The sequence below is a fragment of the Ruegeria sp. HKCCD6426 genome (genome assembly GCF_057221115.1).
The window spans coordinates 399,908-420,220 of sequence record NZ_JBWVBF010000004.1; the positions used below are offsets into that span (position 1 = coordinate 399,908).

Sequence of the window (20,313 nt, forward strand, 5' to 3'; positions counted from 1 at the left end):
TCCCGATTGCTGAGCCATCGCATCTCGATTCGTGACTCTCACAATTTTGAATATCATATTTATTTCAGTCAGTAAAATATTTAGTCTATAAGAAGAGGCAAAATGCAACTAGATTGGGACGCAGATCAGATTCGCGAGGACAAGATGCTGAAAAGCAAAGCTTCTCCAAATTCCATGGACCAAAGAAACATAACGCGCCTAAGGGTTTTGGAGCACATCAGAACAAGAGGATCGATCTCGCGGATCGATATCGCCTCTGCTTTGCAAACCAGTCCGGCAACAGTCACGGCGGCAACGGCTGATCTCATTTCGGCCGGACTGATCAAAGAGATTGAGGGTGAGGCTCAATCCAAATCCGCAAAGAGAGGAAGGCCAAGGGTCCTGCTCCAATTGGACGGCCAGTCTTACCTTGTGGCTGGCCTAAAAGTTGCCCGGCAAGTTATCTCGGTCATTCTCGTCGATTTCGAGGGAAACGAAGTCACTTCGCATAAATTCATGTTGGAAAGTGCCCGAATGGCACCCAACGAGTTTGTGGCCGCCATTCGCAGCGCACTGGAAGAAGCATGCGCGAAGATTGATGGCTCCATACAACAATTGGCCGGCGTCTCAATCGGGATAGCCGGCCTCGTCGACGCTAAAAAGAACTTCGTTCACTGGTCATCTTCCATAACTGAGCGAAACGTTGATTTCAGCGGATTGTTGTCCAAGGGGCTTCCCTGCCCTGCCTTTATTGAAAACGACGCGAACCTTGTCGCAAAGGCAGAACAGCTTTTTGGGTTGGGAAAAGGCCTGAGAAACTTCCTTGTTGTAACAATCGAACACGGTGTGGGGCTTGGCATTGTACTGGACGGCAAGCTCTACCGTGGGGAAAGGGGCTGCGGCGCGGAATTCGGACATATCAAAGTGCATCTCGACGGAGCCCTCTGTCAGTGCGGTCAGCGTGGGTGCCTTGAAGCTTATGTTGGGGATTATGCATTGATCCGCGAAATGACGGTTGCGGGCCAAAGCCGGGAAATGAAAACCGTTTCTGACATTCATGATCGCGCCAAATCAGGAGACGACAGGGCGCTGTCTGTTCTTGCGCGCGCAGGACAGATGTTTGGTTTGGGGCTATCCAATCTGATCAATCTGTTTGATCCTGAATGCATCATTGTGTCAGGCGCTCAGATGAGCTTTGAGCACCTGTGTTCAGACGATGTTATGGACCGAATTCGCAGTGGGATTGTAAATGTCGATGCACCTTTACCGGAAATAAAAGTTCACCACTGGGGCGATCTGATGTGGGCCAAGGGCGCAGCCGCATATGGGATTGAACAAGTCTCGATCCTTAAGGTCCAGGAGCTTGCGACGCATGCGTCGTGAGTTCGCAATTTTTACATGCCTTGCCGCGGCGGCTGGTGCCGAGACCGCTGTTCCGCAGTTTGAAAATGTGGATGTCCCGATTCACGTTTACGATGGCGGCTGGGAACACTTTGTGGGCGGTGGAGTTGCTGTTTTTGATTGCAACGGGGATACACGGCCTGACCTCTTTGTGGCAGGCGGTTCGGAACAGTCTCAGCTGTTCAAGAATACCTCGCACAAAGAGATTTCATTTCACGCCGAAACACCTGACCAACTCGCCCTGACCGGAGTGACCGGAGCCTATCCCTTGGATGTCGATAGCGACGGTATCATGGACCTGGCAGTCATGCGCGTTGGTGAAGATCTTTTGCTTCAGGGTAAACCGGATTGCCAATTCAGCCCCTTCACCACGCTCGGATTCCGGTCGGAGGACCACTGGACCACAGGCTTTTCAGCAACGTGGGAAGACAACCAAACGCTGCCGACGCTGGCGTTCGGCACATACGTTGATCGATACGACCCCGATGGTCCTTTTGAAACCTGCGGGCCAACGGTTCTTTACCGACCCGAAGGAGACACCTACCGGACACCGGAGCATCTCGTGCCGGGGTATTGCTCTTTGTCGATTCTGTTCTCGGACTGGGGGCGGACCGGCCGCGCAGATCTGCGTGTCAGCAACGACCGCCATTATTTTGTACGCGGTGGGCAGGAGCAGCTTTGGGCGATGGAGCCTACACCACGCCTGTATTCGCAAGACGAAGGATGGCTGCCCTATTCGATTTGGGGAATGGGTATCGCCTCTCGCGACTTGACGGGCGATGGGCATCCCGAGATCTACCTCACGTCGATGGGAGACCAGAAGTTTCAGATTTTTGACAGCGAAACCAATGGTCCGACATGGCGTGATGCTACGTACGATAAAGGCACGACAGCCCACAGACCACATGTGGGTGGTGACGGTCGGCCCTCGACCGGCTGGCATGCACAGTTTGGTGACGTTAACAACGACAGTTTGGACGACATTTTTGTAGCAAAAGGAAATGTCGAACAGATGCCGGACGCTGCGCTGAATGACCCCAACAACATGTTGTTGCAGCAAGAAGGTGGCCAATTCTTCGAAGCCTCAGCTGAGGCAAAAGTCGCATCGATGTCAAAATCTCGTGGCGCAGCTATGGTGGACCTGAACAACGATGGCTGGCTGGATCTGGTGGTCGTCAACCGCGGCTCCAAGATCGAAGTCCATCAAAACCAAGCTCTGACCGGAAATTGGCTGCTATTGGATGTCGGTCAGGATCGACCCAACCGCTTCGCAGTCGGCGGATTTATCGAGATCAGGACTTCGCATGGCATCCAGACCCGGGAAATAACAGTCGGCGGAGGACATGCCGGCGGTATCGCGGGGTTTCATCACTTTGGTCTGAGAGAAGACAAGTTCGTCAATGTTAGGGTCATCTGGCCCGATGGTGCCGCTAGTGATTGGCAGGACTACAGCTCCAATCAGATTATTCGAATTCAACGGTGATCATTGATCGACCGGAAGACCACTCGGCACGTCCTCGGGAACACCAAGCCGAACTGCAGGGTCCTCCAGACTGCTCAGGAAACTCAATATTGCGCTAATTTCCTGATCAGATAGAACAATTTTTTCCAAGTCGCTGGACCTGGCAATCGCATCTACATGTTCGACCTCCAGCATTGGTCGCAGGTTGTCGGCATCTGGGAAATCGGGCAACAAAGCCAGATCGACGGAATACGAACGCAATGAACCAACCGGATCGAGGTGATGTCGCACAATATCCTCGAGCTCAGCAAAGGCACCGTTGTGTCCGTAAGGCGCGGTGAGGGTCACGTTGCGCAATGACGGTGTGCGAAACGCAAACGCATCATCTGCATCGCCAGTCACGCGCAGACGTCCGTCATCCCTTGTATGATTTTCAAATCGGGCCGCTTTACCGGGTCCTATTTGCGGCATCGCAATCGAGTGAAACTTATGATCCGTCTGGAACCATCCCGAGTGACAAGTTCCACACCGCGCCTTGCCATAGAATAACTGCATTCCAAGCTGCGCCTTTTCAGGCAAATCGCCGTCTCCCCGCATTGCGCGGTCGAATGCGCTGTTGTCCGCGCGCCACTCAAAAGCGATGAATTCAGCGATCACATTTGCAATTGCGGTGAACGTGATCGCGTCACCTGGCATAGCTTCGTCAAATCGCCGTTCGTATTCCGGGATTGCCGAAACACGGGCCGCTATCAGATCCCATGCACCGCCTTCCTGTGTGAAAAAGCCAAGGCGTACTGCCTTGCTCACATCGTTCTCAGAATAATGCCCGGCCATCTCATCTGGCGACAGCACCGGGAACATAGCCTGGGCTGCCAAGGCGGAATTAAATCCTGGCCTCATATGTGTACCCAACGGCGTTCTTATCCCATTAGGTTGCGTGGCGTCTTGTTCCAGGCGCCCATCATGGAAGTACGTCGTGAATTCGATTGCCCCAAGGTTCCAGAGCCCCGGCGAATTCCGTGGAATGCGTTGCTCTGGTGGGTTGTTAGGATCAAATTCGCGCTCTGCACCCAGACCTACGCCACCTTCTCCGATCCCTAACGAGAGGCCATCTGATGTGCCAAGCTTGGGGTGATGACACGTCGCGCAACTTATGTTTCTGTTTCCAGACAGGATCGGATCGTAGAAAAGCAACTGCCCCAGCTCGACATTCGCCAAGTCGGGTTCATTGAACTCCGGGCTCGGTCCAAGCGTCTGAGCACCAATGCCAGAGACGCCCCCAAAAATTACGCTCAATACTCCGACCAGCATTCCTAACTTCATGCCTGCACCTCGGAAATCTCCAGCGTGAGTGTCTGCCGGTACGGGTTCTCGGGCGTGCACACGATTGAGGGGAATGATGGGATATTGAGTGCATCGGGAAAGCCTGATGGCTCGATGCACAACCCGGCATTTCGCTGAAAAGGTTCTGATAGCTTTGCCCCGGAATACACCTGAGCTCCGTATTGATCCGAGTACACATGCAGGTTCAGACCGGACGGTGCGCTGAACCTCGCCACCGGGATTTCTCGAATTCTTTCAGGATCGAACAGGAAATAGTGGTCGATGTCTTCGGAGACACTTCCAACGGCTCGACCAACGGCAAAATCCAATCCACCATTTCGTGCATCGTTTATCGACCCCGACGGAATCCCCTCATTGTCAACCTCCAGAAAACGATTTGAAGCTATTTTCAGTTTGTGTTCGGAAATGCCTGTGTCACTGCCGAGCGAGTAGTAATTATGCTGTGCGATGCTTATTGGGGTTGGTCGGTCAGGTAAGGCAAATATCGAGTATACCAAGCGCGGAGATTGCAGGCTCACACACACTTCAAATCTGACTTCTCCAGGAAAACCATTATCTCCGTCTGGCGACACGAAACTCAACACGGCCTCGGTTGCGGAAGTCTGCGAAAGCCGCCAGTGCTGGCGGGACAACCCGGTTTTTCCACCATGCAGCGTATTCAGGCCCTCATTTGCGTTTAACTCAAAACGCGCGTTGCCCAGCGCAAACTGTGCCCCACTGATCCGATTGGCAACGCGCCCGACAATTGCACCCATATAGTTTTTGTCAGCAAAATACGCCTTTGGATCTTCGTACCCAAGTATCAGGGGAACGCCCTTGTTCCACCAACCTTGAGTGATTGCCCCGTAGCTCAACAGCGAGACACGCATCGCGCCGTCTTCCAAAACAGCCCGTTTGATTTGATTAAGGTCTTCCTCTTGTTTTCTCATCGCCCTGCTAACGGTGACAGTGCAGTATAATACTGCCTGTAACGCTGGAATTCACTTTCGTAAGCATCAATCAAGTCGCTGCGCGGCTCAATGATTTCCCGAATTTCAGGTGGTGTCATGACTTCTGCAGGGCTTGCGCCGTTGACAGCACAAATAGCGAGGCGCGCTGCACCAATTGCCGCCCCGAACTCGCTGCCCTTGGGCACCAACAGAGGGACCTTCAGCACAGTGGCCAGTGTCTCTAACCAAAAACGGGATCGAGCGCCCCCACCTACTGCCAGTATTCTGCCCGGTTCTGTTCCCGTGGCCTTCAGCGCCTCCAGACAATCCTTCATTGCAAATGCGACGCCTTCCATCACAGATTGGGTCAAATCTGCTGGTTCCGAAGCTATATCCACACCCAAAAACGCCCCACGGATCACGCTGTCGTTGTGCGGTGTTCGTTCTCCCGACAGGTAAGGCAGAAACGTAATCGAAGACGGGCCATTCAGACTGGCGGGTACTTTTTCGGCAAGGTCTTCTACGGGCTGACCAAGATTGCGGGACAGCCAATTCATGCTGTTTGTCGCGGAAAGGATGACACCCATTTGGATCCATCGATCCGGAACGGCATGGCAGAAGCTATGCACGGCCGTCTCCGGCGCCGGAACATAGGTTTCCCTTGCAACAAGCAATACACCCGAAGTTCCCAGCGACAAAAACCCGGTACCTTCATTTATACTTCCAATGCCGCAGGCCGCCGCAGCGTTGTCGCCCGCACCGCCAGCAACAACCACAGGGCCTGACAATCCCCACTCTTGTTGCAACTCGGCCCTTAAGTCTCCTCCAGACTCGCTGCCTTCAACCAATCGGGGCATTTGGTTTCTGCCCATGCTGCTGAGTTCGAGCGCCGTTTCAGACCATCGCCGTGCGCCAACATCCAACCAGGACGTGCCCGCGCTGTCTGACATGTCGCTGATATATTCTCCTGTCAGCCAAAACCGCAGATAGTCTTTGGGCAACAAAACTTTGGCCGTTCTGGAAAACACACTGGGCTCATTAGATCGCACCCATTCCAACTTAGGCGCAGTGAATCCGGGAAAAACAATATTGCCGGAGATGGCCCGCATTTCCTTCTTCTGGTCGAGGATCTTGGCCTCATTCGCAGATCGCGTATCGTTCCAGAGAATACACGGTCTCAGAACACTTCCGTCAGAAGCCAACAGGGTTGCACCGTGCATGTGCCCACTCAGACCAATTCCGCGCAGCTGTGAAAAGGCAGGTCCATTAGCGCCTCGAAGCTGTCCGATAACCTTTCTGCAAGCATCTATCCAATCCAAAGGGGATTGTTCGGACCATCCGGGCCTTGGCGTTGAGGTTGGAATACCCGCTTCAGCGTCGCAAACGACGACACCGGCTTCATCTACAAGAATCCCACGGAGACCCGATGTGCCCAAGTCCAATCCAAGATACACTTTGTGCTTCCAGTTCAAGATTATTTTAGTAATTAAAATTAATTGTCACGAGATTGTTGTCAACAAGAGTTTCAAACCATGCCTGATGACATCCGCCGGAATGATATTGGGCAAATGAGCTCAGAGCCCAAACTCTTGACTGTCGAGATTTGCAAGCAGCTCAGGCCCGAACACGTATTTGCTTGCTGAGCCAGTCGGAAAACAATTGAGCCGCCTCATTTTTTTGTCCCGTCGGAGTTACGATATAATAAGCGCTGTTGGACGTGTTCTTTAAGTGACCGACCTCCGCCAGCGCACCGGAATCAAGCTCTGACTCAATCAAGTAGGACGGCAGGATCGCAGCACCCAACCCGGCCACTGCACCGGCGATCAACATCGAGAACTGATCGAAGCGCAGGCCTGGAAAGACGGCTTTTCCTTCCAGCCCAATATGAGCATGATACGCCGACCATAGATCCGGACGAGATGTCAGGTGTAAAAGCGGCAGGTCAAAAACTTGCTCTTCCGATCGCAATCCCTGATCCCCGAGCAAGGCTGGCGCGACTGTAACAACCAGATTTTCCGGAAAGAGCCTGCGCAGTCGGGCACCAGGCCAGTCATCGCGACCGAAGTGAATGGCCAGATCTATACGACGTTCTTCAAGGCTGAACGGCGTTGTATAGGATTGCAAATCCAGTTCGATCCCCGGATGCATGGCCTTGAATTCCGGCAAACGCGGCACCAGCCAACGGGTGGCGAAGGTGGGCAATACGGCTGCACTCAGAAGAGTTGCGCTGTCGCCTGCTGCGGTCGCGCGGTTGATGGTGCCGCTAAGGCGTTCAAGATCACCCGCAAGCTCGTCTCGCAGCGCAAGTCCCGCCTTCGACAGGCGCACGGCCCGTCCCACGCGGCGAAACAGCGCCACTCCCAGCGCAGATTCGAGTTCACGGACCTGACGACTGATGGCGCTTTGGGTCACACCCAGCTCTTCGGCCGCCATTGTATAGCTTTCGTACCGTGCTGCGGCCTCAAAACTCCGCATCAAGGCAAGGGATGGCAGGGAGTTGAATTTAGACATGGGCATTCATGAGTTTTAATCATCAATACGATACCTATTCACGTCTTTTTATCAAGTATTTTTGCAGATAAAACCGGACATCAGTAGCCAGAGGAGTGCTCATGTCGTTCCAACGCGCAGCCCGTCTGAATGGGATCGAATTGTCCGAAATCGTGCAGATTTCGGAAACCGCCTCAAGACTGCGTGGTGAAGGGCGCGATATACTCGCGCTCTCAACTGGCGAACCGGATTTGCCTACCCCGCCACATGTGGTTGAGGCCGCTCATCTCGCCGCACAAGAAGGCAAAACGAAGTACCCGCCCACCGCTGGTGTGCCCGCATTGCGAACTGGAATTGCCCAGCAGGCCGGGGTCGACGCAGCGCAGGTGATTGTCTCTACCGGCGCGAAGCAGGTTATCGCGAATGCGATGCTGGCAAGTCTGAATCCCGGCGACGAAGTCATTATGCCAGCGCCCTATTGGACCAGCTATTCGGACATCGTCCGCATGGCGGGCGGGGTACCAGTTGTTTTGCCGTGTCCTATTGAGCAGCGCTTTAAGCTGCAACCTGAACAGTTGGAGGCGGCAATTACCCCGCGGACTCGGTGGTTGATGCTGAACACGCCATCAAACCCGTCCGGCGCTATCTACACACGGGCCGAGATTGCAGCGTTAGCCAATGTTCTGACTCACCACCCAAATGTCTGGATATTGGCGGACGAAATTTACCGCCATCTCAGCTTCGTACCTTTCATCTCGGTGGCCGAGGCCGCCCCTGAGTTGGCCGACCGTACGCTGATCGTCAACGGCGTTGCCAAAGCTTGGTCAATGACAGGGTGGCGTATCGGTTGGGGCATCGGGCCGGTTGCCCTGATAAAAGCCATGGTTGCAGTTCAGGGGCAAGTCACTTCGGGGGCATGCTCGATCTCACAATGGGCATCACTCGCTGCCATCACTTGTGCACCCGAAGTGCTGGAGGACCGCCGCACTATTTTCGCCGTGCGCCGCGACCTTGTGGTCGCCGGGCTGAATGAGGTTCCCGGGCTGGACTGCGCGGCCCCGGATGGAGCGTTCTACGCCTTCCCGTCCTGCGCCGGATTGTTGGCAGATCGGGGTCGGCCGTTCGAAAGCGATGCAGGGTTTTGCAACTGGGCGCTGGAAGAGGCCGGCGTTGCCCTGGTTCCCGGCCGCGCCTTTGGTCTGCCCGGGCATTTCCGCCTGTCATTCGCGTACGCCGAAGATACAATTACGGCAGGTCTGGCCCGACTGAAAGCCGCTGTCGAAAGGAAACTCGCATGAAGCCTCAATCCCGTCCTGACCTTGGCCCGTTTATCTGGGATGATCCGTTCTTGCTTGAAGGTCAGTTGACCGAAGACGAACGCATGGTGCGCGATGCCGCCTACGCCTATGCACAAGACAGGCTGATGTCGCGTGTAACCGAAGCGTTTGCCAAGGAAGAAACCGACCCTGAAATCTTCCGCGAGATGGGCGAAATGGGCCTGCTGGGCACCACCATCCCAGAGGAGTTTGGCGGTATCGGCGCGGGCTACGTGACCTATGGTTTGGTGGCACGCGAAGTCGAGCGCGTCGACAGCGGCTACCGCTCGATGATGTCGGTACAGTCCAGCCTGGTGATGTACCCGATTTATACATATGGCACCAACGACCAACGCAAAAAGTATCTGCCGAAACTTGCCAGCGGCGAATATATCGGCTGCTTTGGCCTGACAGAACCGGATGCGGGCTCGGACCCCGGTTCGATGAAAACCACGGCACAGAAGACACAGGGTGGCTATGTGCTGAATGGCACCAAGATGTGGATCTCAAACGCGCCGATCGCAGATGTGTTCGTCGTCTGGGCCAAGTCCGCGGCGCATGGTGGTAAGATCAGGGGCTTTGTTCTGGACAAAGGAACACCCGGCTTGTCCGCGCCAAAGATCGAGGGAAAGCTATCTCTGCGAACCTCGATCACCGGCGAGATTGTGATGAACAACGTCGAGGTCGGCGAGGATGCGTTGCTGCCTGACGCCGAAGGCCTGAAAGGACCATTCGGATGTCTGAACCGAGCACGTTACGGTATTGCCTGGGGATCCATGGGGGCGGCCGAAGCCTGCTGGCATGCGGCGCGGCAGTATGGGCTGGATCGAAAGCAATTCGGGCGGCCGCTGGCACAGACACAACTGTTCCAACTTAAGCTTGCCAATATGCAGACCGAGATAACGCTGGGCCTACAGGCCGCTCTTCGCGTGGGGCGCCTGATGGATGAGGCCCGTGCCGCACCCGAAATGATCAGCATGATCAAACGAAACAACTGCGGTAAGGCGCTGGAAATTACACGCCACGCCCGCGACATGCACGGCGGCAACGGTATCAGTCTGGATTTCCATGTGATCCGTCACATGGTGAACCTTGAAACCGTAAATACGTATGAAGGAACCCACGACGTTCATGCCTTGATTTTGGGCCGGGCACAAACGGGCCTTCAGGCTTTTGCATAAGAGAGGCTGATATGGATCGCGCCACCATCGTTCACGACAATTTCCTGCGTCGGGTCGCGGCACGGGATTTTCCTGCGGGCGCTTCTCCCGCGGGCCCACTTGACGGGCCACAGGCGGTAGCGCTCTATCGCGCACAATGCCTCAGCCGGGCACTCGACCGGCAAAGTCGCGCCATGCAAAAAGCGGGGCAAGGCTTCTACACAATCGGGTCTTCCGGGCATGAGGGAATGGCTGCCGTCGCGGCGGCCCTGCGCCCAACCGATCCGGCCTTTCTACACTATCGCGATGCGGCGTTTCAGATTGCCCGCGCCGACCAGGTGCCGGGCCAGAGCCCAACCTGGGACATCCTGTTGTCCTTTGCCTCGTCCGCAGACGACCCGATCAGCGGGGGACGGCACAAGGTACTGGGGTCCAAGGAACTGTGTATTCCGCCGCAGACTTCCACCATCGCCAGTCATCTGCCAAAGGCGGTTGGGGCGGCTTATGCGATCGGTGCGGCGCGCCGTCACCGACCCGAGCATGCAGACATGCCTGAAGACGCCATCGTCTACTGCTCGTTCGGCGATGCCTCGGCCAACCATTCAACCGCACAGGGGGCATTCAACACCGCGCAGTGGACATCCTATCAATCCGTTCCACTACCGCTGTTGTTTTGTTGCGAAGACAATGGGATTGGCATCTCCACCAAGACGCCCTCGGGCTGGATCGCCGCCACATTTTCAAACCGACCGGGGCTGAAGTATTTCACATGCAACGGGTTGGACATATTTGAAACCTTCCGCGTCGCACAGGAGGCCGCTGCTTATGTGCGCAACCGTAAGAAACCGGCGTTCCTGCATGTTCGTACCGTACGTCTTTACGGTCACGCCGGAGCAGACATGCCTACCACTTACATGCCCAAGGCTGAAGTCGAGGCGGAAGAAGCCAATGATCCCCTGCTACATTCTGTTCGACTGCTAGAACAATCCGGGGCCATGCAACCGCGCGAAGCACTGACCGTCTACAACGACACTTGCGCCCGAGTGGCGCGTGTGGCCAAACAGGCCGTGACCCGGCCGCGCCTGCAAACCGCCAAGGATGTGATGGCAAGTCTGATCCCACCTGCGCGTCCCTGTGCACCGACCAACGGGCCGGTGCCCGAGCGGCGGGGTGAAGTCTTTGGCGGGGACCTCAAGGCCCATTCTGAGCCACAGATCATGTCGCGGCTGATCAACTGGGCCCTGACAGATCTGATGCTGGAACATCCCGAGATCGTTATGATGGGAGAGGATGTGGGCCGCAAAGGCGGCGTCTATGGCGTGACGCAAAAACTTCAGGCGCGATTTGGCGCCGACCGTATGATCGATACGCTGCTGGATGAGCAGTCGATTCTGGGACTAGCCATCGGCATGGCGCAGAACGGGTTCACTCCGATGCCGGAAATCCAGTTCCTTGCGTACCTGCACAATGCCGAGGATCAACTGCGCGGCGAGGCCGCCACCCTGCCTTTCTTCTCGAATGGACAGTACACCAATCCAATGGTCGTGCGCATTGCCGGTTTGGGCTATCAAAAAGGCTTTGGCGGGCACTTTCATAATGACAACTCTGTTGCTGTTCTCCGCGACATCCCAGGCCTGATCCTCGCCTGCCCTTCAAGCGGAGCCGACGCCGCGCGGATGCTTCGCGAATGCGTGCGACTGGCGCGCGAGGAACAGCGGCTTGTGGTATTCCTTGAACCCATCGCGCTCTACCCGATGCGCGACCTTCACGAAGCCGGTGATAATGGCTGGATGGGGACTTATCCCGACCCCTCTGAACGGATCGAATTCGGCGAGATTGGCGTGGACGGCGACGGCGACGATCTGGCCATCGTTACTTTTGGCAACGGCGTCTACCTCAGCCATCAGGCGCGGCGCGCACTCGAGACCGAGGGCATCAAAACGCGGATTGTCGACATGCGCTGGTTATCCCCTCTGCCCAAAGAGGCCCTGACAAAAGCCGTGAGCGGGGCCAAGCATATCCTGATCGTGGATGAGACCCGCCATCACGGTGGCGTCGCCGAAGCCCTGATGGCGCATTTCCACGAAGCTACCGATGTGCCGCTGGCCCGTATCACCGCCGAGGACAGCTTTATCGCCACCGGACCAGCCTATGCAGCGACAATGCCATCAAAAGACAGCATCGCAGCTGCTGCGCGATCACTGATGGAGGTCGGCAAATGAGCACCACCAAAAAGACAGCCGTCGTCATCTGCCCGGGCCGAGGCACATATAATAAACCCGAGCTTGGCACCTTGGGGCGACATTTCACGGATAAGGCCCTTCTGACCCACTTCAATGAGATTCGACACGCGCAGGGTCAGGAAAGCCTGAGTGATCTGGATGGGGCGGCGCGCTACTCCATCGCCAAACATACGCGGGGCGACAATGCGTCGGCCCTGATCTATGCGGCCACGCTGGGGGATTTTCGCGCTGTCGACCGAGAACGGATCGAAGTGGTGGCCGTGACAGGAAACTCTATGGGGTGGTATTCGGCTCTGGCTTGCGGCGGGGCCTTGTCCGCTGAAGCCGGGTTCGAGGTGGTCAACACCATGGGCACGCTGATGCAAGAGCGTCTGATTGGTGGACAGTTGATTTATCCGTTTATGGATGCCGATTGGCAACCGGACCCAGCACGCAAGTCTGAACTTCTAGCGCTTGTAGATGGCATTAACGACAACGACGCAACTCTGGCCCTGTCGATTGATCTGGGCGGGATGCTAGTGCTGGCCGGGGACGAAGCAGGCTTGTCCGCGTTTGAAAAGGCTGTACCTGTAGTGCAGGAGCGGTTCCCCATGCGATTGGCCAACCACGCTGGATTCCATTCGCATCTTCAGGCCCCGGTCGCGGCAGAAGGGCGCGCTCGGCTGACAGCAGACCAATTCCAGCAACCTGACCTGCCTATGATAGATGGGCGCGGCCAGATATGGTGGCCGGGTGCTTGCAATCTGGAAGCGCTCTGGGATTACACGCTGGGCCGTCAAGTGACTGAAACCTATGACTTCTCGCGTGCCGTCGCACAGGCCGCCCGCGAATTTGCCCCGGACCTGTTCATCGTGACCGGCCCGGGAACCACGCTGGGCGGAGCCGTAGCGCAGAGCCTCATCCTGTGCGACTGGGATACGATTGAAGACAAAGCGGCATTTCAAGCCCGTCAGGCCAATGATCCGCTGCTGGTCTCGATGGGGATAAAAGAGCAGCGCGACACCGTGGTGTGATCGATGTGCACCCAAGGCGCGTTACCGTCACCTCATCCAAAAGTCATACGACAGAATGGTCTCGAATTGCCTCGGCCAAAACATCGACCGTATCGGTGACAGGCACGGCCGCCACCAGAGTCTCCGCAATCAGAGAAAAGTCGGAACACGCGACAATCAGATGCGTTGCACCTGCCGATACCAAATCGGATGCAGCGCTGGACAGAATATTAACAGACCTATCGGTCGGTCCGCTGGCCTTGATGTCCTTGATTGCGAATAGCAGCTGGTCTGCCTGCTCTGGCCAGATCGGTATCAGGCCATGCCGTTTTAGCGGGCCATCAAACACACCTGCCATCTGAATTGCGGGCGACGCCAGAAAACCCACAAGACTACCCTTTGGCAAACTCCGCGATACACGCGCGACTGAAAGCTCGATCCTATCCAGAAAGGGTACCTTAATTTGGTCCGTTATCTGCGGCGGATAGTGGTGTGCGGTATTGCAGGGCATCGCCAATGCCGTGGCCCCTGCCTTTTGCAGACGTAGGGCCATTTCGATGAGAACCGGCGCAGGCGACGGGCCGGTTCCCTCGATCAGATGCGCTATCCGAGACGGAACCTGAGGGTTCATGTCGATAAGCAGTGGCAGATGATCTGCATCATCCCGCGCATCGATGATCTGCAAGAACCTTTGCTGTAGCAAAACGGTCGCCTCAGGCCCCGTACCGCCCAGTATTACCACCACATTCCGGGTCACCGCCAACCTCGTGGCAATCGGCAACACATCTTAGATTTCGACCCAACGATCAGTATTATCAAAGGCGAAATCATATCCGAACAAGCCAACCGAGCCGCCGGTATGCAGAAAGACCACACGCTCGCTGGAAAAGTCTCCTTTGCGCGCCAGATCGATCAAGCCGGCTGCCCCCTTGGCGGAATAGACCAGATCCAACGGGATTCTCTCAAGCTCGGCAAACAGGCGGATTGCTTCAATCCTGCTTTCCGTGGGCCGCCCATACCCCTCTCCGACATAGTTCCTGTTGGCCACCACATCCTCACGCTTGACGACGTTCGGACATCCCAACTTCTCTGCCGTTTTGCAGGCAAGGTCATAGACCATCTGCTCTTGCTTGGGCTGCGGCGCGCGGGTTCCAATACCCAACACTGAAATCTGAGCGTTCATTGCGCACAATCCGGTCACCAGCCCGGCCTAAGTACCCGACCAGCCTGTCGCGTGAACGATCCGGTCGACCAGAAGCCCCTCGTCGTTCGCCTGTCCCAAAAGCTCCACGGCACAATTCACGTACCCCAATGCCCCGGTCGGGTTCGACCCACCGTCAGGAACGACATAAACGTTGTGCCCCTTGGCGCGCGTGGTTCGACTGCGTTGCGCCCTGAGTCATGACCATATTTGCGCCCTGCGTCAGAGCCGCGCCCATCAGGAACTCCAACTTACGCGTCTTGTTCCAGCCGGTAGACACGTCAGTGCAATCGTCGTTAATTCCACAACTCGATACCAAGCTTTTCTGAGCAGCGTTCCATTTGCTCCAGCGGAGTCGGTAAGCGGGCAACGTGAACACGGGGAAGGTTCATTCGGGATCCTGCCAATCTGTTTCGTTGGGCAGAGAATGCACTGTCTGCAGCCCCAAAAAGGGCAGGCTGTTAGAATTGTGCGGCCAAACCTCATCGGAGCATCTGGGGACTGGATATACCCAAGCTGATGCTCAGCACGGCAAATCCGATTGGGTTTGGTTGATCACGGAAAGACCCTGATGACCGAGACGTGCGTCATCCACCGCCACGTCAAAACCCTGACCTCAAAGAGTAAAACGGTGCTGATCTACTTACGTTGGTCCGGTTGACGCAACCAAAGCAAGCGAACTGTTTCAGTTATCTTTGCCACTCTGATGGAGTAATGGACACCCCAAATTCCCATCGCTTGCCCGAAACTCAGATCCGGATTTTTCAGGAGCTCAATCAAAGTTTTGAACGATGGGACAAATTTGTGAACCGGCGGAATGTAGTTCAGGACGCCCCGTTTGGCATTACGTCTCAGGCGCGCGCCCTCGATACGGCGGGCTTTGGTTGTATGCTCGCTCAGGCTTTTGCGCGCTGGATGCCCGACGATGACGTTTTCGGCGAACAATATGGGTTCGCCAGCCTTGGTCGCTCGGTCGTTCCACTCCATATCTCCGCCGGAAAGCACGGCATCGTTAAAAGGCCCGACCCGGTCTAGGATGCTGCGCCGTACGACAAGGTTGGCCGTAACCGCCCGCCCCCGCGTGACCCATTTCTTTTGCTCCAGCCCTAGATGCCGGTCAAAAAGCTCAGTTGCCGTCCAGTTATCTCCGTTCGGAAAAAGAACTACGTCACCACCGAACCGCCCGACATCCGGGTTTTCCCGAGCTACCATTATCCCGTTTTCCAAGTACTCTGGCGCGGGTCGACAATCTGCATCGGTAAAGAACAGCAGATCCGCCTTTGCCTCTTTAATACCTCGATTGCGTGCCGCGTATGAGCCGGGCTTTGCTTCCGACAAAACCCGAGCGTTTGACGGCATGCGCAGCGACTGAGGAACAGCGCCATCCGGATCGTTGTTGACCACCAGGATTTCGAACCGTTGCGGACTGATTGTTTGCCCCGCCAAGCAGTCGAGGCAACTCTGCAAGTCGTCCCAGCTTTGATAGGTTGGAATGATTACGGATGCGTCCATTTTAATCTGCGTTGGCTCCAGGTCGAAGTCGGGAAAGGGTGTTTTGGATTTCGGCCAAAAAGGCGCTTCAGCTTCTTTTATCCTTGCTCGACCGATCCTTCTGACGTTTTCGCGGCGTTTGAGTATTGGTGGTCGTAAAGACTGCGGAACGGGCCATCATGATCGAGCAGTTGGTTTGCGTTGCCTTGCTCAGCAATTTCACCGGCTTCGACGACCACAATCTTGTCGGCATGTAGTATTGTTGAAAGCCGGTGTGCCACGATGACTGTTGTGCGATCTTTGGTCAGGCGATGCAATGCTTCCTGAACAAGGTGTTCAGACTTGGAATCCAGCGCGCTGGTTGGTTCGTCCAGCAACAGGATCGGACTGTCGCGCAGCAATGCGCGTGCGATTGCAAGGCGTTGTTTTTGGCCGCCGGACAGGAACGCACCGTTCTCGCCCACCAGCGTGTCGAAACCATCGTCCAATTTCATGATGAACTCGTACGCGTTAGCTGCCTTTGCCGCCTCGATCACCTCTTCGTGCGAGGCGTTTTCTCGGCCCAATCGAATATTGTCGGCGATCGAAGCCGAAAACAAAAACGTCTCCTGACCGACAAAGGACATGCTTTTGCGAAGCGTCTCGAACGATGCGTATTTGATGTCTTGTCCATCGATCGAAACACTGCCGCTTTGCGGATCATAAAGACGCAATGCCAGGTTCAGAATGGTCGACTTACCGCTACCGGAAAGGCCCACAAGCGCTGTGGTCTGACCGGCCTCGAAGGTGAGGGTGAGATGGTTTAGGATTGGATCCGTCGGGCTGTATCCAAAGGTGACGTCATCGAAAACCAATTTGCCCGGCCCGGCGGGCAAGCTCTTTGGTTTATCGTCCTCAACCAGTGTTTCCGGTTGGTCGAGCAGGTCAAACATCAACTTCACCCGCTGCAATCCGATTTCCAATCCGACACGAATACGGGACAGCCGTTTGGCTGGTTCATAGGCCATCATCAGAGCCGTCACGAAAGACAACAGTTCACCAGGTGTTGATCCTTTAGACCCGAAAATATTCGCGGCGCTCAAGCCGATGACCGCCGCAATAGCAAAACCAGCCAGAATATCCATCAAAGGGCTGGTAGCCGCCTGCAATCGCGCCAGTTTATTGCGTCGTTTTTCGACGCTTTTCACCGAGTCATACATTTGTTTCGCCATACGTTCGTCCAGCCCGAACGATTTGATAACGCGAATACCGGCCGAGGTTTCCTGTATCACCTTCATGATCGCCGACAACGATTGCATCTCCTTGTCAGCGATTTCTCGAACTCGCCGCAAAAGCGCTCGGACACCAAGCATTGCCACTGGTCCGATCACCAGCGTGAACAAAGACAAAAAGGGCTGCTGGTAGAACATAACCGCAAGCAAGCCAATCAAGGTCAAAGTGTCCCGAACAGCCGTTGTGACGATCAGTTCGACGACTTTACGAGCGGCTTGCGCCGATTGCGTTACCCTCGTCAGTAGGTCCGAGCTTTCGGTCAGGTTGAAAAAGGACACTCCCTGACGCAGCAGTTTGTCGTAAAGTTTGATTTGCTGCTGAGCAACGATCCGGTTCCCAGCCCGCGTCAGTGATACGACTTGAACGTAGGTGGCCACGCCTTTGACAAGGAAAATCACGAACACTGCCAGCGAAACACCCCACACTTGAGAGGAGTTATCGGCTTCGAACAGGGTATCCACGACGTCGCGCATGATCCATGCAATCGATGCCGTCGTGGCTGCCACGAAAACCATTGCAGTAATTGCAATGATGTAGGGCACAGCCTGCGCGCGCGCGTTTTCACTAACCAGCCGCCACAAAAGCGACTCGTTCTTCTTGTCCAGGAATTTCAGTTTGATCTTTCGCAAAACAAGGTCCTGCAGTTGTTAGAGTCACGACGAAACGAGACCAGATTTGGCTCGTTTGCTACGAACCAACTGTTTTTTGCCTTTCGCCTCGTACTACTTGAGGCGGCAGGTAGGCACTCTGATCGCCGCGTTCTTACGATTTCAGAAGACTTTGACCCTACGCTTGACGGAAATGCAACCGCATCTCAGGGTAAGCTCGCCCCAATTTTGGGTGTAGTGATCCAGCCTCATAGTTTGGAAGGAGTAGCATCTTTCAGGTTCAGAGTAGTCCTTAGTCAATTTCTTTGACATCAATACTTGAGACATCCACATGCGTTGTTAGTTAACAGTCGGGTAACCAAAAACGTTCACATTTGCCGGAGGTGGCGTAGAACATTTTTCATAATCGAACGGATGCCTCATATGTTCATCGAAAGTACTTAATCAAGTGGCGTCGCTTGCCAATGGATCGAATATGATTGTATCAGCATTTATGGATCGTCGGACTGCTCTACTCCGTATCACTGTGGCAACATTGACCAGGCGGCGCCCGGAAATGCTGGACGCTCTGATCAAAAGCTGGGCGGAGATGGTCGTTCCACAGGATACCATCGTACGATGTCTGGTCGTCGAAAACGACTCGGTTGCCCGCAGTGAATCCGTTGCGCAAGCCTGGGGCGAAAAACTACCCAACGGTATTCCCCTGGACTACGTACTTGAAACTGAGCCTGGAATTCCCTTTGGCCGCAATAGGGCTGCACGCGAAGCTATAGCGGAAACTGCGGACTTGCTGTGTTTTGTCGATGACGACGAAGTTGTGGCCCAAGACTGGCTTGAAAAACTGGTTGAAGGGTACCGAAACAGCTCTGCCGTCCTTCTTGGCGCCCCACTCCGGGCCGCCGCTCCGACAGGGCGCGAGACCACGCTGCAGCGATTGATGCTTCAAAACATCGACAACCGTTACATGGGAAAAGAAAGAGCCGCCGCAAAACGCGCCACGCTGGATGCGACAGGTGGCGTTACCATCGTGACGAACAACTGGCTGGGTGAAACCCGTCTCTTTAGCGAATTCGGCATCTGGTTTGATGAGAAGATGCGGATGACCGGCGGGACCGACGCGAAATTCTATGCAGAAACAGTTGCTGCCGGATTGCCGGTCGGTTGGGTCACCGACGCGTTTGTTTATGAGACGATCCCGCCCGAACGGCTGTCATTCTGGTATCAGGTCGCCCGTGGCCGGGATCAGTCGAACGCGCACTTGAGGCGCAAAATGAGCAGAGCCCCCGTAAGCGCTCTGGTTGGTTTTCTAGGTGCTCCGTTTCGCTTTTTGGCGTTACTCGGAGCCGTTGTTCTGCTGCCCTTTCAACCCAGCCACCGGTACATTCAGATTGCCAGACTGACTGGATGGCTGGTCGGTGTGCTGGGTATCTTGGTGGGTTATAAGTCCGCACTGTACAAGAAAGTGACCGGCCACTGACAGGATGAGAGCAAGACTATGCAGCGCTGCCCGTTATCAGGATTAGGTTGACACGCTGAAGATTAGTCGGAACTAAGAAAGAGCCAATCGCGTATTTGACCAGCTCTCTCTCAGACCCCAAACGTCCACTCAGACTGTACCGCCCAGACTGCCCTCCAGTTCGACCATCTCCTGCCCGCCGGCCATCAGGTCCTGAAGCTCTTCTGGCGTAATCTGCCCGCGCTGCGCTGTGCCGAGCGTCTTACCGCGGTTCAATACGGTGAACCTGTCACCAACGGCCAGGGCATGGCGGACGTTGTGGGTGATGAACACGACGCCGATCCCCTGCTTGCGAACTTTGTCGATCGTAGCCAGCACATTCGCCGTTTGGCGCACACCCAAAGCCGAGGTCGGTTCGTCGAGAATCAAAACCTTGGCACCAAAATGCACCGCCCGTGCAATCGCCACGGTCTGGCGTTCACCGCCCGACAAAGTACCAACGGCTTGGTCCGGTCCACGTAGGTTGATACCCATCTTACGCATTTCTTCCATGGTCACCTGATTGGCATACTCATGGTCAAAGAAATTCAGCGGCCCGACCTTCCGCAAGGGTTCATTCCCCATGAAGAAGTTGCGGCTGACCGACATCAGCGGGATCATGGCCAAGTGCTGGTGCACCGTGGCAATCCCTGCAGAGATTGCATCACGCGGGTTGTCGAAGTGCATTGGCTTGCCTTCGAACAGGATTTCTCCCTTCGTTGGCTGGTGCACACCAGACATTGTCTTGATGAATGTCGATTTGCCCGCACCGTTATCGCCCAGCAAACAATGGCATTCGCCTGGATAGACATTCACAGACACCCCGGCCAGCGCGATAACTGCGCCAAAGTGCTTTTCTATGTCCTTCATTTCGATGATCGGGGTGCTAGCAGCCGGATCACCATGATGGAATTTGGTATCTTCGGTCAT

The 20,313-nt window shown here is 55.4% G+C and carries 15 protein-coding genes and 1 pseudogene; 7 read left to right on the forward strand and 9 right to left on the reverse strand.

Annotated features, from left to right (window positions below; translation table 11 throughout):
- The first annotated feature begins 102 nt into the window (after positions 1 to 102).
- Positions 103 to 1,362, forward strand: coding sequence for an ROK family protein (locus AC2TDA_RS14710; protein ID WP_480877136.1), 1,260 nt, complete (start codon positions 103 to 105; stop codon positions 1,360 to 1,362).
- Complete coding sequence (locus tag AC2TDA_RS14715) at positions 1,352 to 2,863, forward strand: CRTAC1 family protein (protein WP_480877138.1); 1,512 nt, start codon at positions 1,352 to 1,354, stop codon at positions 2,861 to 2,863. Before AC2TDA_RS14710 ends, AC2TDA_RS14715 begins: the two co-directional genes overlap by 11 nt.
- Here AC2TDA_RS14715 and AC2TDA_RS14720 read toward each other — a convergent pair whose 3' ends face one another.
- The 4 genes from AC2TDA_RS14720 to AC2TDA_RS14735 form a co-directional block, all read right to left on the reverse strand.
- Positions 2,864 to 4,165, reverse strand: a complete 1,302-nt coding sequence (locus AC2TDA_RS14720; RefSeq protein WP_480877141.1) for a cytochrome-c peroxidase — start codon at positions 4,163 to 4,165, stop codon at positions 2,864 to 2,866. It lies immediately after the preceding gene.
- Positions 4,162 to 5,115 carry an aldose epimerase family protein gene (locus AC2TDA_RS14725; protein WP_480877143.1) on the reverse strand — a complete coding sequence of 318 codons (954 nt, stop codon included), beginning with the start codon at positions 5,113 to 5,115 and terminating at the stop codon, positions 4,162 to 4,164. Before AC2TDA_RS14725 ends, AC2TDA_RS14720 begins: the two co-directional genes overlap by 4 nt.
- Positions 5,112 to 6,569, reverse strand: a complete 1,458-nt coding sequence (gene xylB / locus AC2TDA_RS14730) for a xylulokinase (protein WP_480877146.1) — start codon at positions 6,567 to 6,569, stop codon at positions 5,112 to 5,114. Before xylB ends, AC2TDA_RS14725 begins: the two co-directional genes overlap by 4 nt.
- 160 nt (positions 6,570 to 6,729) lie before the next feature.
- On the reverse strand, positions 6,730 to 7,626 hold the full coding sequence (locus AC2TDA_RS14735) for a LysR substrate-binding domain-containing protein (protein WP_480877148.1): 897 nt from the start codon (positions 7,624 to 7,626) through the stop codon (positions 6,730 to 6,732).
- A gap of 101 nt (positions 7,627 to 7,727) precedes the next feature.
- On the opposite strand from AC2TDA_RS14735, the gene AC2TDA_RS14740 reads away from it, so the two are divergent.
- From AC2TDA_RS14740 to AC2TDA_RS14755, 4 genes are read left to right on the forward strand one after another with little or no spacing between them, the layout of a single operon-like run.
- Positions 7,728 to 8,903, forward strand: coding sequence for a pyridoxal phosphate-dependent aminotransferase (locus tag AC2TDA_RS14740; RefSeq protein ID WP_480877151.1), 1,176 nt, complete (start codon positions 7,728 to 7,730; stop codon positions 8,901 to 8,903).
- Positions 8,900 to 10,102, forward strand: coding sequence for an acyl-CoA dehydrogenase (locus AC2TDA_RS14745; protein ID WP_480877153.1), 1,203 nt, complete (start codon positions 8,900 to 8,902; stop codon positions 10,100 to 10,102). The genes AC2TDA_RS14740 and AC2TDA_RS14745 overlap by 4 nt, the downstream gene beginning before the upstream one ends.
- An 11-nt stretch (positions 10,103 to 10,113) precedes the next feature.
- Positions 10,114 to 12,303: a dehydrogenase E1 component subunit alpha/beta gene (locus AC2TDA_RS14750; RefSeq protein ID WP_480877155.1), complete on the forward strand. Its 2,190-nt coding sequence runs from the start codon at positions 10,114 to 10,116 to the stop codon at positions 12,301 to 12,303.
- Positions 12,300 to 13,337: an ACP S-malonyltransferase gene (locus tag AC2TDA_RS14755; RefSeq protein ID WP_480877156.1), complete on the forward strand. Its 1,038-nt coding sequence runs from the start codon at positions 12,300 to 12,302 to the stop codon at positions 13,335 to 13,337. Before AC2TDA_RS14750 ends, AC2TDA_RS14755 begins: the two co-directional genes overlap by 4 nt.
- Before the next feature lie 43 nt (positions 13,338 to 13,380).
- On the opposite strand, the gene cuyB is transcribed toward AC2TDA_RS14755, so the two are convergent.
- The 4 genes and pseudogenes from cuyB to AC2TDA_RS14775 form a co-directional block, all read right to left on the reverse strand.
- Positions 13,381 to 14,073 carry a cysteate racemase gene (gene cuyB / locus AC2TDA_RS14760; protein WP_480877157.1) on the reverse strand — a complete coding sequence of 231 codons (693 nt, stop codon included), beginning with the start codon at positions 14,071 to 14,073 and terminating at the stop codon, positions 13,381 to 13,383.
- Between the two features lie 30 nt (positions 14,074 to 14,103).
- Positions 14,104 to 14,909, reverse strand: a pseudogene (locus tag AC2TDA_RS14765) (D-cysteine desulfhydrase family protein).
- A gap of 247 nt (positions 14,910 to 15,156) precedes the next feature.
- Complete coding sequence (locus tag AC2TDA_RS14770) at positions 15,157 to 16,029, reverse strand: glycosyltransferase family 2 protein (protein WP_480877159.1); 873 nt, start codon at positions 16,027 to 16,029, stop codon at positions 15,157 to 15,159.
- A 77-nt stretch (positions 16,030 to 16,106) separates the two neighbouring features.
- On the reverse strand, positions 16,107 to 17,909 hold the full coding sequence (locus AC2TDA_RS14775) for an ABC transporter ATP-binding protein (protein WP_480877161.1): 1,803 nt from the start codon (positions 17,907 to 17,909) through the stop codon (positions 16,107 to 16,109).
- 472 nt (positions 17,910 to 18,381) lie between these two features.
- Here AC2TDA_RS14775 and AC2TDA_RS14780 point away from each other — a divergent pair, with 472 nt between their 5' ends.
- Positions 18,382 to 19,365, forward strand: coding sequence for a glycosyltransferase (locus AC2TDA_RS14780; RefSeq protein ID WP_480878091.1), 984 nt, complete (start codon positions 18,382 to 18,384; stop codon positions 19,363 to 19,365).
- 129 nt (positions 19,366 to 19,494) lie between these two features.
- Here the strand turns inward: AC2TDA_RS14780 and AC2TDA_RS14785 are convergent, their stop codons facing one another.
- Positions 19,495 to 20,313, reverse strand: coding sequence for an ATP-binding cassette domain-containing protein (locus tag AC2TDA_RS14785; protein WP_480849257.1), 819 nt, complete (start codon positions 20,311 to 20,313; stop codon positions 19,495 to 19,497).

Bases quoted from the DNA above. Each gene is read 5' to 3' on its own strand.
- AC2TDA_RS14710 (WP_480877136.1), top strand. From the start codon at position 103: ATGCAACTAGATTGGGACGCAGATCAGATTCGCGAGGACAAGATGCTG.
- AC2TDA_RS14715 (WP_480877138.1), top strand. From the start codon at position 1,352: ATGCGTCGTGAGTTCGCAATTTTTACATGCCTTGCCGCGGCGGCTGGT.
- AC2TDA_RS14720 (WP_480877141.1), bottom strand. From the start codon at position 4,165: ATGAAGTTAGGAATGCTGGTCGGAGTATTGAGCGTAATTTTTGGGGGC.
- AC2TDA_RS14725 (WP_480877143.1), bottom strand. From the start codon at position 5,115: ATGAGAAAACAAGAGGAAGACCTTAATCAAATCAAACGGGCTGTTTTG.
- AC2TDA_RS14735 (WP_480877148.1), bottom strand. From the start codon at position 7,626: ATGTCTAAATTCAACTCCCTGCCATCCCTTGCCTTGATGCGGAGTTTT.
- AC2TDA_RS14740 (WP_480877151.1), top strand. From the start codon at position 7,728: ATGTCGTTCCAACGCGCAGCCCGTCTGAATGGGATCGAATTGTCCGAA.
- AC2TDA_RS14745 (WP_480877153.1), top strand. From the start codon at position 8,900: ATGAAGCCTCAATCCCGTCCTGACCTTGGCCCGTTTATCTGGGATGAT.
- AC2TDA_RS14750 (WP_480877155.1), top strand. From the start codon at position 10,114: ATGGATCGCGCCACCATCGTTCACGACAATTTCCTGCGTCGGGTCGCG.
- AC2TDA_RS14755 (WP_480877156.1), top strand. From the start codon at position 12,300: ATGAGCACCACCAAAAAGACAGCCGTCGTCATCTGCCCGGGCCGAGGC.
- AC2TDA_RS14770 (WP_480877159.1), bottom strand. From the start codon at position 16,029: ATGGACGCATCCGTAATCATTCCAACCTATCAAAGCTGGGACGACTTG.
- AC2TDA_RS14780 (WP_480878091.1), top strand. From the start codon at position 18,382: ATGGATCGTCGGACTGCTCTACTCCGTATCACTGTGGCAACATTGACC.
- AC2TDA_RS14785 (WP_480849257.1), bottom strand. From the start codon at position 20,313: ATGACCGAAGATACCAAATTCCATCATGGTGATCCGGCTGCTAGCACC.